Below are 15,031 nucleotides of genomic sequence, written 5' to 3'. Positions count from 1 at the left end.
TAAATGATTATTGTCCGTTCTTTAAAAATTATCCGTTTTGAATCCTCAGTGCCGCCGTCTTCAATGCTGATTCTGACAGATGACTGTATCGTTCTGTCAGCTTTAAATCAGAATGACCGAGCAATTCCTTAAGGTGAAAGGGATTTATTCCATCCATCGCTAGCCATGAAGCAAAGGTATGTCGCAAGGTGTGAAACATCACCCGCTGCCGTGGATCAGCAACACCATCATTTAGTTTCAACTTATCTACTGCTTTGGCAAAACTGTTTGATATTCGCATGATCTTGACCCCATCACGGCCAGGAAACACCAGAGAGGCCGCCTGTGCATCTTTTGACCGCCTTTGGGTCAACATGACCTTTACTTCTTGCGTGAGGTAAACAGCCCTGTTTTTGCCGCTTTTGGTGTCCTTTAGTATTGCTACTCCTTGAAACAGATCCACATCACCCCATTGCAGGTTGAATACTTCGCTGGCTCTGGAGCCTGTGTATAAGGCAAACAAAGCTATATCGTGAATTGTTGGTGTGTTCTTCGAAAGTTCTGCCAACAGGTCAGCTGCCTCTTGTCTGGAAAGAAAACGGGTTCTTCGATTATCAACCTTTGGCCGTTTCACTCCACCTGTCGCTCCTGCCGGATTTTTACCAACAAAGAGATTGTTGTTTAGGGAATAGTTGAATATTTGCCGGACCACTGCAAGACAATATTGAATAGTGCGTGGTGCTCTCCCTACTTTTGCCATGTTCTTCTTGATCTTCTCAAGGTGTATCGGCATCACCTCCCGTATGGGCCGATCACCGATAACGGGATTGATCCATAAACGAAACAAATCCTCTTCTCGTTCGATGCTTCTCTGGTTTCGTCGGTTATGCTGGACATACGGAAAATAATGTTCCGTGAAGATCTCAGCAAAGGTGATGTTGCGGGCCTCTTCTTCCTGCTTTGCCTTATCCCTTGCCTCCACCCCATCTTGGTTTTGCTGCCGATATTCGGCCAGGGTAAACGGTGGCGTTTTGCTTCTGCGATTAGCCTCGAGTTTTGCACACACCAGATGGGCATTGTCCTCGGTTAAAGGATGGTCACCTTCCCCTAGAAAACCATTTACGATGCGGGTGCCTTCCCAACCATAGACATCGGTAACGGTCTTATTGTTCAGCTTATAGACGGAAACGTAATAGCGAAGAGGCCGTTTTGATCGTCCCACGCCTGTGGTATTCGTCTCGTGTTCACGGTACCGCAACCCTTTGTACTGCGATTTTTTCCATTCAGACATAGATGCACCTTCGTGACCAGGGAAAACCAGTAGATTGAATTTTGTACAACCCCTGTACAACCTTTTTTGTTTAATTGAGTGATGCTACATGAAGGACAATAACGGATAACATACTGATTGTCAACGATAATGTGATTTTATATGAAGGTAGGTGAAAGCGGAAAAAAGGGACTTCGAATCCGGGTGTCGCAGGTTCGAATCCTGCCGGGTGTACCAGAAAATACAAGGACTTATGGCTTTTTTGCTGTAGGTCCTTTTTCTTTTTTGCACGATTTGGTCAAGCTATGGTCAGCCTTTTTCCACGCATAAAAACCCGATCCAGAAAAACCTGAACCGGGTTCCCGCCGTTTCCCTACCGGCTGTTTATGCCAGGGTCTCATTCTCCCTGAGCATTACAACTGTTGCAAGACAGACTTTTTCACACTTTGAAACGACCTACTATTGCATTCAATTCCGCAGAGCGGGCCTGGAGCTGTGCCGCACTGTCCTTAACCTCAATGCTGCTTTGCGATATCCTTTTCGCCGCGGAAGATACCTCGGAAATGTCATGGGTAATGTCAGCCGCAACGGTGGAACTTTGGCTGACATTTTCATTAACTTCCTGAATCCCCTGGCTGGCCTGGGAAATATTACCGGCGATTTCCCGGGTAGCAGCCGTCTGTTCCTCGACTGCGGCTGCTATGGTTGCAACAATTTCATTTACCCCGCCAATAACTGAGGAAATTTCATTAATTTCTTCTCTGGTTGTTTTGCTGGTACCTTGAACATCATCAATGAGTGCTTTAATATTCAGGGTCGCCGCCGCAGTCTGCCTGGCCAGTTCTTTTATTTCATTGGCAACGACCGCAAATCCTTTGCCAGCCTCACCTGCACGGGCAGCCTCTATTGTCGCATTCAGGGCGAGCAGGTTTGTTTGCTCGGAAATCTCGGTAATTGTTTCTGTGACCTTGCCTATTTTGTCTGCCGCCTGGCCCAGTTCAGCCATTTTCTCGGAAGCATTGAGGGCCTGTCCCACGGCATCAGCAGAAACACTTCGGGCTTTTTCTGCGTTTTCGGCTATTTCATTTATGGTCGCCGTCATTTCCTCTGCTGCAGATGCCACCATGTTGGTATTGGTGGAAGATTGCTCCATTGCCGCAGCAACGTTATTGAGATTTGCACTCATCTCCTCCGAAGAAGCGGCCACATTGTTTGCCCGTTGCGAGGTGTCTTCCGAGCTTGCGAGCAAGTCCTGGGAAATAGCAGCAAGCTCAGTTGAGCTTGTCCTAACACTTGATGAACTTTCGGCAATCTGTTTGATTATCGCCTGCAGCTTTTCCAGAAAAACATTGAACAATTTTGCCAACTCACCAAGCTCGTCACCGGATCGAATGACGATACGTTTCGTCAGGTCACCCTCTCCCTCGGCCACATCTCGGAAATTGCTGATCAGTTGTTTAAGGCCCGAGGTGATACCGTATACGATGATGATGTTGAGGGCTATAATTGCCAGAAAGATCAGTCCCGCAATAAGCAGCATATTGATCGCTTTCCCGCGAGTCAGCTCTCTCATATTGGCATCCAGCGCCGCCCGGGTGTTCTCAATATTATCGATATACACCCCGGTACCAATCCACATATCAAGTTCCGGAATCATTTCCGCATAGCTCAGTTTCGGAGTATCCCCGCTGCCCGGTTTAGGCCATATATAGGAGACAAAGCCACCTCCAGCCCTTGCCTGTTTATCCAATTCCTGAATGACAAATACACCATTTTTGTCTTTGAGTTCGCCAAGGTCTTTTCCCTGACTCTCTTTTTTGACAGGAAATGCCACGTTGGTTGTTTTCTGATAAACAAAAAAATACCCGGAGCCATCATCTTCAAAACGGATCGGATCAACCATGGAGCGAATCAGGTTGATCTTTTCCTCCTGACCGACGTAGCCTGCTTTTTCTATGGCCTGATGTATTGCCAGTGCCATGGCATGACTTGCTACCTTGATCTTCGCTTTCTGATCCTCCATCATTACCGCGCCAGTTTCCTTCAGTCCGAGATCGCGAACCTGAGCTGACATAGTAAACGCAAAAAAGGACATAACACCAAAAAGGATAACGATGCCGGTAAGGATAAGAAACATTCGCCATTTAATGCTCATCTTGTGCAACATAAATGCCCCATTATTAAGAGATAACAACTTGCTAAATAAAGACGACACACGATAATTTCATAACAAAGCAGGATGGTTATTTTTGTTCAGGGCTGAGGGTTCCAGCAAGTCCCTAACGCACTACCATTATCTTGGTGTATCACAACGTAGACATGCTTATCAAATTTTTCTGCATTTTCCCTGCAGCCACGTAAGCGATTTACCTACGTGGAGCTTTTTATATGTTCAGCCATATTGTTAAGAAGAAGAGAGAGAATGTCGACAGGCTGACGGGGATCGGCCTTGCAGAGAGTCGATATGATGAGTGCAACAACTGGCAGGATTTTCCAAAAAATGATTAATTTCGAAGAATTTCACGTCCAGCCTCATAGGCAAGACACTTGTACAATTCCTCTTTCCGCTCATCACTAAGATCCAAGAATTGAACGGCGAACATATCTGCTTCTGCCCGAACTACTTTTGCAGCAAGTGTAAATGATACGGGAGAGTCTTGATCTTGATGTAAAGGAATGGTCAGTGAAATTTCCATGCCTTCTGTGAGCGGCAATGCTGTTGTTACCCGCACTGCGCACCCGCCTACGGAAATATCTATGATTTCCCCTCGCCCCTCCTGCTGATTTATTCTGTATTCGATTTGCTGTTGATACATGGGAAAGCGAAGAGCATTGCGCCTGGCATAATTTGTTATCTTCTCTTCAGCGTCCTGAAGCGTGGCAACGTATGCAACAGAATAGCCTTGAAATCTGGTTGCAAACATGAGACTTTGTTTAAAAAAGAGACCCTTTTTTCCAATAACTCGGACGATCTGGCCAGCCTGGTTGGCGATAAGATAGTCCATAATTTTCCGCACAGTAGAAATGCCATTCAAATTTCCAATCGTGCATTGCGAGAGATCTGTAATTACATCAAATCCGGGTTTCAGATCCACTACACAAAATCGAATCTCGGTATATACTTTGTCGATAATGTTTTTGGTAATGTGTCCGGAAAGGGTGATATAGAGCCTGTTTTGTTTTATATCGGCTTTTATTTTTGGTCGCTGTTGGTTTGCCATTGCCCCATCCCGGAATAAAATTTTCTATGCCTTGCTCCCCAAAGTGGCACTGCGTCATATTCTATCAGCTCAATGAAGGGAATGTCAAAATTCTCTTTTGCACAGAGAAAATAATCAGAAAAAATATTTTTTGTCGGCAAGGCAACTTCATACGCCATGAGAATTTTTTTTATCGGACCACCAGATAGCTCATTCGTGCTATCGACCGGTTGCTTGACAAGGCCATAAAGAACCAATAGTTTTTCAAGCTATGACGAAAGAAGAAATATACGAACAATACTGGAAGAAACTTGTTGCGATTAGAAGGATGTACACTGGCGTACGTCCTGACAGTGATACCTTGTATCTTATGTACAAACAGCACGCTGAAAAGCAACGGGATAAACTGCTGCAAAAATATGGCTACGAGCCTTTTTAGTGCCTTGTTCCCTGAAAAAGCGTCCTGACTTTTTGATTACCGGGCAAATCCATTCATTTTAATTTGTGATTACCACTACAATTCAGCCTAGAAGATCCAAGGGGATATGAGGTGCCCTTTGCGCGGGTGTTCCGCAGCCTGGATGGCTGCGGTCAAGCCCCCAGGGATGGGTTTATGGCGTCCCGTGAAAAGGGCACCTCATATCCCCATACAGCTGAACTTTCGTGGTAATCACATTTTTGTTTGTCACAGAGTTTCAGGATATCCAGAACGAACCGCAATCGCAAGACCACCACACCGGATCCTGCTGCATGAAAAACACAGATGTCCATCTGTGACATGATGGTTATTATGTGGCGGAGTGTAGAAAATTGGAACTCAATGGCTATTTTTAAATACATGTGTTGACTCGAGAAAAAGAGCAATATATGTATTTTCCAGGCAACAAACTCAGTGAATATATACTAACCAGGAGAACGATATGTCGGAAGAAGAGATGTATGATGTAATCATTTTGGGCGGAGGTCCTGCGGGTCTCACAGCAGGAATCTATGCCATGCGGGCGGCGTTAAAAACAGTTTTAATAGAAAAAGGTGTTCCAGGCGGACAGGTATCTATTACCAAAGACGTGGAAAACTACCCTGGTTTTATAGAGATAGGTGGATTTGAGCTTTGTGATAAATTTCTTCAGCACGCCAAACATTATAATCTTGAAATTATAGACAAAGAGGCTGTCGAAACTGAACCCGGAATCAAACACCATTCAGTTCGTCTGGCGGATGGCACCGTCCTGCACAGCCATGTTGTTATTCTTGCAGCAGGGGGGACGGCACAAAAGCTCCAGATTCCGGGAGAAGAAGAAAACTTCGGCAAAGGCGTGTCATATTGTGCGACCTGCGATGGATTCTTCTTTCGCAACCAGATTGTGGCGGTTATCGGTGGCGGTGATACGGCTTTGGAAGATGCCCTGTACCTCGCCAAAATAACCAGCAAGGTCTATCTTATTCATCGTCGAGACGCTTTTCGGGGCAGTCGGATTCTGCAGCAACGCGTTTTGGCAGAGCCGCGAATTCAGATACTTTACAACACAGTCGCCACAGAGATCCTCGCCAACGACAAAGGCGTCCGAGGTCTCTCCTTAAAAGATACACAAACAGGTGAAGAGAGCGAAATTGACACCGACGGGGTATTTATTTTCGTAGGCTTCAAACCGAACAATCATATTGTTCCGGCCGGCATCAAGCTCAATACTACCGGGTATGTTATTACCGATGAAAAATGCGAAACGACTATTCCAGGCATATTCGCCGTCGGGGACCTGCGACAAAAGTACGCCAACCAGATCGTTCTTGCTGCGGCGGACGGGTGCACTGCCGCTCTAGCTGCCGCCCATTATATTGAAACCGATAAAAAGTAACCACCCTCTCCAGGGCATGGCAGCAACAACGAAGAAACGACAAGGTTTCTTCGTTGATTTCAACGGTACATAAGCAAAAAAGAAATAGCAGTTAAAAGGGCTGCTGTCGGAGGCATGGCTCGATCGAATCTGCAAAGAGGTTCGATGTTCGACGTACGTTTGAGCAGAGAATCGCGGCAATTCTTTGAATTAACTTTACTCCGCAACGTGGAGATTGTTCGATAAGTTTGTCAAAGCTTTGCCTGGAAAGCACAAAGAAAGTAGACGGTTCAGTAGCAATCGCTGATGCGGATCGTCTTTCACGATCGATGAGTGCCATTTCACCAAGTGTTGCGCCATGCGTCAGAGAAGCTATCGCAACAGGAGTGTCGTTTTCGGCGAGCTTGGTTATCTCGACACGGCCATCTATAACAATTGCAAAGAATTCACCGTTGTCGCCCTCATGAAAAAGCGCTTCATCTTCATCAAGCGATCGAATCTTTGCATGTTTCACTAAAATGTCGATTTCATCATCTGATAAGTTTGCAAAAAGCTCAAGTTGTCGGATGTTATGCCGAATTGCCGAAGATATGGTGTTGTGTCGCGTTGTCACGTGTGCTCCTCTGTTGAGCTCATCATAGATATCGTTTCCTGAAGGTCATGACCCAAAAGCTGATTATTGAAAAACCTGCCTGTCCTTACCCAGTTCCAATAAGGATAAGGCAGTTTTGTTCCTCTTGTCAAATTTGTTTTGATAACGGCGATGATTCAAAAGAAAACCACCATTCCAATCACATAAGAGTTACAACCACAATTCTGAACACCGTCCATACAGCCCTCCCGGCCCTTGGGTCATCCAAGCTCCGCCACAATGTAATAAGCCGATACGGCCAGCCAATCCTTTGATCTCTCTGAATAATGAATTGAAATAGCCAATTGTTGGTGGTAACGTCCAACGACTGCTACAGTTAGGGTCTGCAACGATTATCCAAGGCAGACAAGCAAGCCGACATCGGGCTCAGCAATTGAAAGAGAAATAAAATGATTGCAATCACCTAAGAAGAGGAGGAACCACAATGCCCAAAGCACTCATCGTTTCTGCAAGCCGTACCGGTGAAACGAAGAAGATTGCCGAAGTTATCGCCGAAGGATTACGATTTTCAGCAATCGAAGTATCCTTAAAGGATGTAACGGAGATCAAGCGGGAGACAGATCTTGCCGGCTTTGATATATACGTGTTCGGCTCATCAACCTATCATGGCGCCATGATGGACCGGATGAAAACATTTCTCTTTTTGGCCGAAAGAGCTGAGCTGAAAGATAAGATAGGCGGGTCATTTGGCTCATTCGGCTGGAGTGGAGAAGCAGCGGAGCGAATTTATGATACCATGAAAAACGTATACGGCATGAATATGGTTAGCACACCGCTGATGCTCAAAACCAGTTCGGTCGATGGCGGCATCAAGGTAGCCCAGGCCTATGGCAAGGAACTGGCGGCCAAGCTTGCCTGAGGCAATTGTTATCGGCAGACTCGTACGATTGTTTTTCAAGTATCTGTTTTGAAATTTAAAAATAGACCTCCGTGGATTAAATTATCTGCAGAGCATCGATACTCCACGATGCTCTGCAGACATCCTTCGGATCGGCTTTCCTGCACCGCGACTTTTACTTGAAGACAGATGTGTCTCCTTTTTTAACCACAGCTGATGATGCACCTTGAATGCAGTAACATTACGTATAGTTATCCGGGGACTGACCACAAAGTCCTTGATGCTTTGACTTGTACCCTCAGTCGTCCGGGGTTCCATTCCATCTTTGGCCCCTCAGGTGTGGGGAAGAGTTCATTCGCCCGACTGCTGGCCGATCTCAATCGGCATACTTTCCTGGGGAAGATAGAGTTCACCGAAATACAAACCGTTCTCTATTCCTATAATTTGGAAAGATTGCCCGGCTGGTCAAGTGCCGGTGCGCATCTGGACAAGGTGGTCGCAAAAGAAAAAGAAGCATTAAAGCAGGAACTCATCAATATTTTCGAACTATCCCCCCTGCTTGGCTCCCGCTTCCATCAGCTTTCAATGGGACAGCAGAACAGAATAAACCTGATAAGATACCTGCTGCAGACATTTGATCTTCTCATCCTGGATGAAAGCCTGGCGAATGTCGATGAAAAGCTGAGACAGGCCATCATCCTTACGATCAAACGAATTTTTCCGCAGAAGATGTTTCTCTATATCTCCCATAATCTGATGGAGGTGTCGACCTTTTGCGACGAGATCCTGGTCTTTGGCGGTGGGTCCACGGGGAAAAGCTATGGTACAATTCAGGGCCAGAACTGTTGCAGCTCGGAAGCTGTCGATAGAAAGAAAGTTGATGAGACGATGCTGGAGATCATGAATGCTTTTTAGACGAATCTACCAGTTCCTGCTCGTTTACTTTGCCGGAATTTCGGGACTGCTGCTGGTAAAGCTCTTAGTGGGATTGTCCGATTACGTTATCCCCGGAATCCCGCTTATTTTTGCAACCGCCGGAGAAACGGCAAAAGGGTATTTTTTCGATGTCCTCAACACGCTCCAGGTCACAGTGTTGGGTCAGGTTATCTCAATAATTCTTGCCTTCACGGTCGGAATAGCCGGCAGAAAGTCCAGCTGGATCGGATCATTCATAAAGATGATTGCCTACAATATCCAAGCTTATCCGATCGTTGCCCTTGCACCAATTATTTTCATCCTCCTCGGTGACGGCTTCATCCCCCGATTGCTCATAGCTTCCATGATCTGTTATTTCCCGCTCCTCCTCTCTGTCCTTGGCGTCATGTCATCGCCAGTCAAAGACATAGAACATTTTTATATTATCACCGGCAAGATGAGATGGCAGCTTGAAGTAAAAATCCGTGCTTTTGAAAACCTGAGCAAGCTCGCCACGGTCATCTCGGGAAGTGCAACGCTGGCCATGGCGGGAGCAATTGTCGCTGAATTTATCGCTGCCGACGCCGGAATCGGCTATTCTATCCGAATCGCGCTCTACCAGAGCGACCTGGCTAAAATTCTAGTCGCTCTGTTTATGATTGGCATAGTCATCTCGATCTACCAGGGGCTGCTGGAAAGTGCCAGCGAGCGAATCCAGAAAGCCTGGGCCATCTCATCGGGGAATTAACAACATTTACCAAAAGTGGACAAATGCGTAAAAATAAAGTGATCTGCGGGCTCGTCCTGCTCGCAATACTCCAGTTGGCATGGGGCTCCCGCGCAGATGCCAGGGAATTGACATACCGGCTGAAATGGCTGTTCAACGCGTCTGTTGCCGGGGATATATATGCCGAAGACAAAGGCTACTTCACAAAGGCTGGTCTTCAGGTCAAGATAAAGGAAGGAGGGCCGGGCAAAGACGCCATCAAAGAGATAGAACTGGGCCAGACTGATTTTGGGGTAGCTTCTGCAGACCAGGTGATCCGAGCTCTTGAAAAGGGGGCAGAGGTGGTGGTGCTTTTCCAGATTTTTCAAATCAATCCCCTGCAATGGATTTACCGGGATACGCTTCCTCAAATCACCGCCCTGTCGCAGCTCAAAGGCAAAAGTATCGGCATCACCTTCGGCGGCAATGACGAGACCATCATGAACACCCTCCTGGCCAAAGGCGGAATCCCCAAAAAAGATGTGAAAATTTACAGCGTCCGTTTCGATTTCACCCCCTTTTTGACGAAGAAAGTGCAGATCTGGCCCGTATATCGGAACTCTCAGGGGGTCATCCTCAAAAACCGTCTCCAGGCGGAGGGGGAGAATGTTCGATTTCTCAACCCTGCTGATTTTGGGGTGAACTTTGTTGCCAACTCCGTTATCACTTCAAAAAAGATGATTGAAACGGATCCGGATATCGTTGACAAATTCCAAACAGCTCTTCTTGCTGCCTGGCGAGATGCAATGGCGCCGGCAAATCAGGAGAGTACACTTGCGTCGATTGCCGCCCGGGACAAAGACAACAATGCGGCAATAACAAAACTCCAGTTACTCGCAACCCGGGAGTTGACCGGAACACAAAATTTTGGCTCTATTGACAAAGACGCCTGGATTCAGACGGAACAGATAATGCTGCAGGAGCAGCAGATTAAAAGACCGGTGAACATCCAGGATTGGCTCCACAAATAAGCCGGCTTCCGGAACATTTCCACCGATCCGTTCAGCCCCTCTGCAGGTCGAGAAATGAGGAACTCGGAAGAGACGCAGGCAGACTTACCTGATTTTATTCAAGGCTTGATCCAGGTCATCGCGAAGATCGGCAAAATCCTCGCATCCTACGGCAAGGCGCACGAGTTCATCCAGAATACCGGCCTCTTCCCTTTCCTTTCGGGAGACTGAGGCATGCGTCATCGAGGCGGGATGTTCAATCAGGGAATCCACACCTCCGAGGGATACCGCCAGGGTGATCAGCTGTACATTGTTCATGACAATTCTCCCGCCCTCCAGACCACCTTTCACCCCAAAGCACAGCATGGCCCCGAAGCCATCCATTTGCTTTTTCGCGATTTCGTATTGAGGATGTGCCGGCAGACCGGGATAATTCACCCAGGTCACCTTGGGATGGTGACTGAGGAAATCGGCCAGTTCGAGAGCATTTTGCTGCGCTTTTTCAATCCGTAAAGGAAGAGTACGAACCCCCCTCAAGATGAGCCAGGCCTGATGCGGATCCATCGTACCGCCCCACAGGTTAAGAGAGTGTCTGATCTTTTTATACAGCGTTTCATCCTTTGCGATAATCATGCCGCCGACGACATCGCTGTGCCCGTTGATAAATTTGGTCAGACTATGCACGACCACATCGGCACCATGGTCCAGAGGGCGTTGCAGGTATGGGCTGGCGAATGTGTTGTCCACCACCAGCAGTGCGCCATGCTGATGCGCAATTTCAGCGGCACCCTCTATATCAGTAATGTTCATGGTTGGATTTGCCGGAGTTTCGATGAAAACCATCCGCGTTTCAGGCCGGATAGCCTGTTTGATGTTCGGTAATTCGGAAGTATTCACCAAGGTGGACGTGATCCCGAAACGGGAGAGCTCTTTGTCGATCATAACCAGCGTCGGACCGTAGAGACAATCAGAGGTGAGGATATGATCCTGCTGGCGCAAAAAAGAGAGCAATACTGTGCCGATTGCCGCCATGCCCGTGGCAGTGGCCATACCGCCAAATCCGTTTTCCAGGGCAGCGACATTTTCCTCAAGGGCGTGCACCGTTGGATTGCCCAGGCGAGTATAGATGTAACCGGGTTGTTCCCCGGAAAATCGGGCCGCACCTTCTTCAGAGCTGGGAAAGGCAAAAGTGGAACTCTGAAAAATCGGGACTGAGACTTCTCCATAAACAGTATGCTCCAGTCCCCCCGCATGGATGGCTCTGGTGGATTTATGCATCGACTGCAAATATTCTTTTGAGGCCATATGACTCTCTCCTTTGGCAAGTGGCGGATGTATCTGATTTCAGACTTCTATCCTCGACAGGGATACATGCAAGGATAATAGAGGAAAGATAAGACCTGACACATTAAAAGACAGGAGAAAATCATGAACATATCGGGCTGGCTGGATCGTTTGTCTCCACGGAAATCGACACAAACGATCGAGCCAGCCTGGTTGCAAACCTCTGCATAAGAGGCAAATTATCGACTGGAATTAGTTGAGCATCTGGAAGTCATTGTATGCATGACCACCATGTTCAGTGATATCCAGCCCTTCCATCTCTTCTTCCTCGCTGACCCGCAGGCCAATTGTCTTCTTGATTAGAGTAAAGAGCACAAAGCAGGTTCCAAAAGACCACATAAAGGCGGCCACAATGCCGAGAAGCTGTACACCGATTATTTGACTGGTGGCACCGCCGATGTTAAACAAACCGGCAGCCAGGGTTCCCCATGCACCGCAGACCCCGTGAACGGAGATGGCGCCGACCGGGTCGTCCACATGGACACGATCAAAAAACAGCACCGACAAAACCACCACCACGCCGGCGATAGCACCAATGATTATAGAACTGGTTGGTGACACATTGTTACAGCCCGCAGTAATCGCCACCAAGCCGGCCAAGGCACCATTGAGGGTCATGCCGACTTCCGGCTTTTTGAATATCAACCAGGCGGTAATCATTGCGAAAACGCTGCCTGCGGCAGCGGCGAGGTTGGTATTCACGAAAATCATGGCAATATCTTTTGTTCCCGCAGTAGTTGAACCCGGATTAAAGCCAAACCAGCCCAACCAGAGAATAAAGACACCGAGGGCAGCCAGCGGAATGTTATGTCCCGGGATAGCCTTCACCCTCCCGTCCTTGGCAAATTTGCCTATCCGAGGCCCAATCACTATTGCTCCGGCAAGTGCTGCCCAACCGCCAATGGAGTGAACCACCGTCGAACCGGCGAAATCGATAAAGCCAAGCTTGCCAAGCCAACCGTCGCCATGAAACAGGTTGCCCCATGCCCAATGTCCGAAAACCGGATAAATAAAGGCTGAGATGGCCGCACTATACACGAGATAGCCAACAAACTTGGTTCGCTCGGCCATTGCGCCGGAAACGATGGTGGCGGCAGTTGCAGCAAAAACAACCTGGAACATCCAGAACGCCAAAACCCATGGATCCCCGCCGGGTTGAAAGTCGCTGAGAAAAAAACCACTGGTTCCAAACCAACCGGTGGTCGTCGCCCCGAACATGATGCCGAAGCCGATGGCCCAGAAGGCCAGAGAGCCGACGGCGAAATCCATAAGGTTTTTCATCATGATGTTAACCGCGCTTTTTGCACGGGTAAATCCGGACTCCACCATGGCAAAACCGGCCTGCATAAAAAAGACAAGGGCAGCGGCAACCAAGGTCCATACATAGTCGAGATGCGACTGCACTCCGGCAATTGCCGCCGCATTCGAGGTAACCGTTGGTACTACGTCATCGGCCCAGGCCAATGCGGGAAGGCAGAACAGTAGACCAACTACCAATACTTTTTTCATTACATCCTCCTTTAGATAATTTATTATTTTTTCTTGTTAGTTAGATCGCATCCTTATCCCGCTCGCCGGTCCTGATTCGACAAACTGTTTCAACAGGTACAACAAAGATTTTACCATCGCCAATACTGCCGGTATTGACAGCACCCACAATTACCGCAATAAGCTTATCAACCTGTTCATCGTTTACGACTATTTCTGCTTTTAACTTCGGGACAAAATCCACGTTATATTCTGCTCCCCGATAAATCTCTTTATGACCTTTCTGCCGACCAAACCCCTTCACTTCGCTGATAGTCATTCCATGTATGTTTAAAGAACCAAGGCCCTCTTTCAGTGCATCGAGTTTAAACGGCTTGATGATCACTTCTACTTTTTTCATCCCGCGTGCTCCTCCCTCTCCGAATTCAATTATTTTAGTTGTCAGCCACCTTCTCCTGCAGAGACCACCGTGAGACTGTCGGAAAGCATTTCAAATACGCTGTATAGTCAAAACACTCTTGGACATAACCGATCTCAGCAAAACATTAATTGAATCATTTTCAACAAACATGCCATTATGGAAAACGATCATCTTTAATGCTAAAAAATCGATATAATGAGAGAATTAGAAGTATTATCATTTCCGTATACCTCGTTGACCACGCAGGATAACTTTCATTTTTGTAATATTATTTTTATCTCAAGAATGAGATTATAACAATATTGCAATTTTTAGCATTTTCTGCCGGTTTCAAAGAATGGAAAAGAAAAATTGCCGTGAACGAAAAGATCAAGCAATCGCCACAAAAAATCTATTGAAACGCATTTCTGCAGTGGTATGTTTGGAGTCGCTTCAAGTCGATAGAGATCGGCTCATATGTATTTAATATAAATAATAATATTCAGGACATTAAGTAGAACTGGAAGGTCACGGCACGATCTAAAAGGATACGGATTACCTTCGCCGTAGCCGGGACGAGCTGCAACCCGCCGTTAATAGGCGATTGTTCCTTATCATAGAGTTGCTTGATTGAAAATCTACAATGGAGGTTACCTGTGGAAGGCTACCTTGTGACATTTTTCACCCAGGAAAACAGGGAACACAACAAAACATCGCTGGCGAACTGGATCATTGAGGAAGCTAAAAGCCTTGGAGTCCGTGGAGCGACCCTTTTCTCAGGCCAGGAAGGTTTCGGACATGACGGTCGATTCCATTCCGGGAACTATTTCGATCTGGAAGACAGGCCGCAGCAGGTCGTATTGGCCCTCACCTATGATGAGTGCGACAGACTGTTCCGGAACATCAAGGAAAACAAACTCCAGATGTTTTACACGAAGGTGCGTGCAGAATTCGGGTATACCAGCGAAGAATGATTGGTTGAATATCCCTCGTTTGTAAAATAAGTTGGAGTTTGCCAGTTTTCGCAGATCGCAGTATGCCAAGTGACGTCAGAGCGATACCGTTGACAGAAAGCAAAGTATTATGTGATTGCCACTAAAGTTCAGCTGAGAAGGTCCAGAGGGATATGAGATGCCCTTTGCACGGGTGCTCCGCAGCCTGGATGGCTGCGGTCAAGCACCCAGGGATCGATTTATGGCGTCCCGTGCAAAGGGCTCCTCATATCCCCATATAGCTGAACTTTAGTGGTAATCACGAAGTATTATTCCTCTATTGATAACGTGTGATTGCAAATTCACCGTATTCCGCACAAGACAGCTCGAATTTATCAAAATATTTTTAATAAAAAGACCTTACCTAACACCTTCACGAGCTTGTAATATTTCGGTTTAGGT

Annotated in this window: 14 protein-coding genes; 6 read left to right on the top strand and 8 right to left on the bottom strand. The window is 47.1% G+C overall.

Annotated elements, in window-relative coordinates; genetic code table 11:
- Positions 1 to 28: 28 nt before the first annotated feature.
- From FCL47_RS14570 to FCL47_RS14555, 4 genes are all read right to left on the bottom strand, one after another.
- On the bottom strand, positions 29 to 1,270 hold the full coding sequence (locus tag FCL47_RS14570) for a site-specific integrase (RefSeq protein ID WP_136814250.1): 1,242 nt from the start codon (positions 1,268 to 1,270) through the stop codon (positions 29 to 31).
- Between the two features lie 418 nt (positions 1,271 to 1,688).
- Entirely contained in the window at positions 1,689 to 3,416 is a 1,728-nt protein-coding gene (locus tag FCL47_RS14565; RefSeq protein ID WP_136814249.1) for a methyl-accepting chemotaxis protein, read from the bottom strand.
- A gap of 337 nt (positions 3,417 to 3,753) precedes the next feature.
- The gene (locus FCL47_RS14560; protein WP_136814248.1) at positions 3,754 to 4,470 is read right to left on the bottom strand and encodes a PilZ domain-containing protein; all 717 of its coding nucleotides are present in this window, start codon (positions 4,468 to 4,470) and stop codon (positions 3,754 to 3,756) included.
- Positions 4,443 to 4,628, bottom strand: coding sequence for a hypothetical protein (locus tag FCL47_RS14555; protein ID WP_136814247.1), 186 nt, complete (start codon positions 4,626 to 4,628; stop codon positions 4,443 to 4,445). The genes FCL47_RS14560 and FCL47_RS14555 overlap by 28 nt, the downstream gene beginning before the upstream one ends.
- Before the next feature lie 741 nt (positions 4,629 to 5,369).
- Between FCL47_RS14555 and trxB the strand changes: the two genes are divergently transcribed.
- A complete protein-coding gene (gene trxB, locus FCL47_RS14550) occupies positions 5,370 to 6,305 on the top strand; it encodes a thioredoxin-disulfide reductase (RefSeq protein ID WP_136814246.1) in 936 nt (311 codons plus the stop codon).
- A gap of 91 nt (positions 6,306 to 6,396) precedes the next feature.
- On the opposite strand, the gene FCL47_RS14545 is transcribed toward trxB, so the two are convergent.
- On the bottom strand, positions 6,397 to 6,897 hold the full coding sequence (locus FCL47_RS14545) for a cyclic nucleotide-binding domain-containing protein (protein WP_167496501.1): 501 nt from the start codon (positions 6,895 to 6,897) through the stop codon (positions 6,397 to 6,399).
- A 463-nt stretch (positions 6,898 to 7,360) separates the two neighbouring features.
- Between FCL47_RS14545 and FCL47_RS14540 the strand changes: the two genes are divergently transcribed.
- The 4 genes from FCL47_RS14540 (at position 7,361) to FCL47_RS14525 (ending at position 10,426) form a co-directional block, all read left to right on the top strand.
- The gene (locus FCL47_RS14540) at positions 7,361 to 7,795 is read left to right on the top strand and encodes a flavodoxin domain-containing protein (protein WP_136814244.1); all 435 of its coding nucleotides are present in this window, start codon (positions 7,361 to 7,363) and stop codon (positions 7,793 to 7,795) included.
- 195 nt (positions 7,796 to 7,990) lie between these two features.
- Positions 7,991 to 8,689: an ATP-binding cassette domain-containing protein gene (locus FCL47_RS14535; RefSeq protein ID WP_370459560.1), complete on the top strand. Its 699-nt coding sequence runs from the start codon at positions 7,991 to 7,993 to the stop codon at positions 8,687 to 8,689.
- Positions 8,679 to 9,437 carry an ABC transporter permease gene (locus FCL47_RS14530; RefSeq protein WP_136814243.1) on the top strand — a complete coding sequence of 253 codons (759 nt, stop codon included), beginning with the start codon at positions 8,679 to 8,681 and terminating at the stop codon, positions 9,435 to 9,437. The genes FCL47_RS14535 and FCL47_RS14530 overlap by 11 nt, the downstream gene beginning before the upstream one ends.
- 23 nt (positions 9,438 to 9,460) lie before the next feature.
- The gene (locus tag FCL47_RS14525) at positions 9,461 to 10,426 is read left to right on the top strand and encodes an ABC transporter substrate-binding protein (RefSeq protein ID WP_136814242.1); all 966 of its coding nucleotides are present in this window, start codon (positions 9,461 to 9,463) and stop codon (positions 10,424 to 10,426) included.
- A gap of 84 nt (positions 10,427 to 10,510) precedes the next feature.
- On the opposite strand, the gene FCL47_RS14520 is transcribed toward FCL47_RS14525, so the two are convergent.
- From FCL47_RS14520 to FCL47_RS14510, 3 genes are all read right to left on the bottom strand, one after another.
- Positions 10,511 to 11,710: a PLP-dependent aspartate aminotransferase family protein gene (locus tag FCL47_RS14520; protein ID WP_136814241.1), complete on the bottom strand. Its 1,200-nt coding sequence runs from the start codon at positions 11,708 to 11,710 to the stop codon at positions 10,511 to 10,513.
- Positions 11,711 to 11,941: 231 nt separating this feature from the next.
- A complete protein-coding gene (locus FCL47_RS14515) occupies positions 11,942 to 13,258 on the bottom strand; it encodes an ammonium transporter (RefSeq protein ID WP_136814240.1) in 1,317 nt (438 codons plus the stop codon).
- A 40-nt stretch (positions 13,259 to 13,298) separates the two neighbouring features.
- Complete coding sequence (locus tag FCL47_RS14510) at positions 13,299 to 13,637, bottom strand: P-II family nitrogen regulator (RefSeq protein WP_136814239.1); 339 nt, start codon at positions 13,635 to 13,637, stop codon at positions 13,299 to 13,301.
- A 656-nt stretch (positions 13,638 to 14,293) separates the two neighbouring features.
- Here FCL47_RS14510 and FCL47_RS14505 point away from each other — a divergent pair.
- Positions 14,294 to 14,611 carry a DUF190 domain-containing protein gene (locus FCL47_RS14505; RefSeq protein ID WP_136814238.1) on the top strand — a complete coding sequence of 106 codons (318 nt, stop codon included), beginning with the start codon at positions 14,294 to 14,296 and terminating at the stop codon, positions 14,609 to 14,611.
- Positions 14,612 to 15,031 lie beyond the last annotated feature (420 nt).

The sequence above is a fragment of the Desulfopila sp. IMCC35006 genome (assembly GCF_005116645.1).
Classification (GTDB): domain Bacteria; phylum Desulfobacterota; class Desulfobulbia; order Desulfobulbales; family Desulfocapsaceae; genus Desulforhopalus_A.
Note: the sequence above shows the minus strand (reverse complement) of the source record. Positions and strands in the feature narration are given on the sequence as shown.